Here is a 1,946-nt window from a genome sequence, read left to right as displayed (position 1 = left end):
AATTACGACTTTAAATTTTCAAAAAGGACGCAGATGAATAAAAGTTTGGAATTCAGAGCCGACATCGGAATGATCTTTGTGGCGATCGCTTTTGGGCTCGGGTATCTGCCCACCTCGCAGGCACTTGCGAGCAACAACGTCTTCGTGCTGCTATTTTGGCGCTTTTTCGCTGCGAGCATCATCGCAGGTGCGATATTTTTCCCAAAGCTCAAAGCCATAACTTCGCGCGAGATCAAGCACGGCGCGGTGCTTAGCCTGTTTTTATTCGCGGGCTTTACGTCACAGACCTTCGCTTTTAAATTCGCGCAAAGTTCCTCCGTAGCCTTCATCATCGGCCTAAACGTCGCGCTCGTACCCTTCATCGCCGCGGCGCTGTTTAGGCATAAAATTTACTCCTACGCCTACGCAGGCATCGCGCTTGCGGTCATTGGCCTCTATCTCATCGGCGACACGCAGCTAGGTCTCGGCAAGGGCGAAGCGCTGGCGCTAGTCTGCGCGTGCGCGTATTCGTTTCACATCGTGCTGACCAACCGCTTCGTGCAAAGCTGCGACGTAGCGGGCATCGCCTACGTACAGATCCTCTGCTTAAGCGTGCTTTGCTGCTTTGCGGCGATCTTTTTTGAGAGGGTCAGCATCGTGCCGGTGATGGATAGAAGCTTTTTCGTCGCGATGGCGGTGATCTGCCTGCTGGGAACGGTTTTTGGCTTTTTTGCGCAGGCCTTGATGCAAAAATACACGACGCCCGTAAAAACCGCTCTGTTTTTCACGCTCGAGCCCGTAACGGCGGGTATTATGGGCGTATTCGTGGGCGGCGAGAGGCTAAGCGCGATGCAAATTTTAGGCGCGGCGCTCATCCTCGTAGGCGTCTTAATAAGCGAGATCGGAAGCTACCTCAGCGCGAAACGGAGCAGATCCGCAGAGGTCTGATTTTGCGGCGGCGCAAATTCCATAAATTCCATGCAGCGTGGAATTTTACGACGCAAAATTCCACGCTGCATAAATTTGCACGCGTAATCCCGTGCCGTATAAAATTCTACGCCTTTAAAATTCCACAGCGAAATTCTGCGCCACGTAGAATTCTATGTCACGTCGAATTTTGCGGCGCCTCTTGCAAGGATACGTTAAAATTCCACGACAAAATTTCGTATTAAAATTTACCCAGCAGAGGCGTGCGGCGAAGCTTTAGTGATAAAATTTCATTGCTTAAGCGATACAATAGTAAAATAATGAAATTTTAACAAAGGAGCCCCTATGAAAAAAATCATCTTTCTTGTTGCCGCGCTTGCGGGCATATTGTTTGCCAAAAGTGTAGAGATAGAGACGCCGCCTAATCATAAAGACGGCGTAAATCACCTGGAATTGGTGCTGATCTTAGATAAATCAGGCTCGATGAGCGGGCTTGAGAGCGATACGATCGGCGGATTTAACTCGATGATAGAAAAGGAGCGTAAAGAGGGGATCGACGCCAGCGTCACGACCGTGCTTTTCGATACGAAATTTAATGTCATCCACGACCGCACGCCGCTTAAGAAGGTCGAAAACCTAACGTCCAAAGAGTACTACGCCGGCGGCAATACCGCGCTACTAGACGCGATTGGCAGCACGATAGCGCGTATCGAGCGAGTGCCCGACATCTATGCCAAAAACAATCGCGTGCTTTTCGTCATCATCACCGACGGTATGGAAAACTCAAGCCGCGAATACTCCAAAGCGCAGATCAAAAAGATGATTAGCGACAAGCAGGAAAAATACGACTGGGAATTTATCTTTTTAGGCGCTAATATCGACGCCGCAAGCGAAGCACGCAGCATCGGCATCAAAAGCGAAAATGCCCTAAAATACGAGAATTCCAAAGAGGGCGTGAGTAAAAATTTCGAAGCGGCAGCCGAGATATCCAAAGACGTAGCGACCGATAACAAAGCAAACTCGAAATGGCGCGACAAGGT

2 protein-coding genes are annotated in these 1,946 nt (G+C 49.7%); both read left to right on the top strand.

From position 1 onward, the window contains the following. Nucleotides 1-927: DMT family transporter (locus Q0238_RS10740; protein ID WP_297945927.1), on the top strand; the 927-nt coding region annotated here is incomplete at its 5' end. Between the two features lie 324 nt (nt 928-1,251). After that, nucleotides 1,252-1,946 (top strand): vWA domain-containing protein (locus tag Q0238_RS10735; RefSeq protein WP_297945926.1); only part of this gene is annotated, 695 nt, incomplete at its 3' end.

This window comes from uncultured Campylobacter sp. (assembly GCF_938045775.1).
Lineage (GTDB): Bacteria > Campylobacterota > Campylobacteria > Campylobacterales > Campylobacteraceae > Campylobacter_B.
This window is presented reverse-complemented; position numbering and strand designations above follow the sequence as displayed.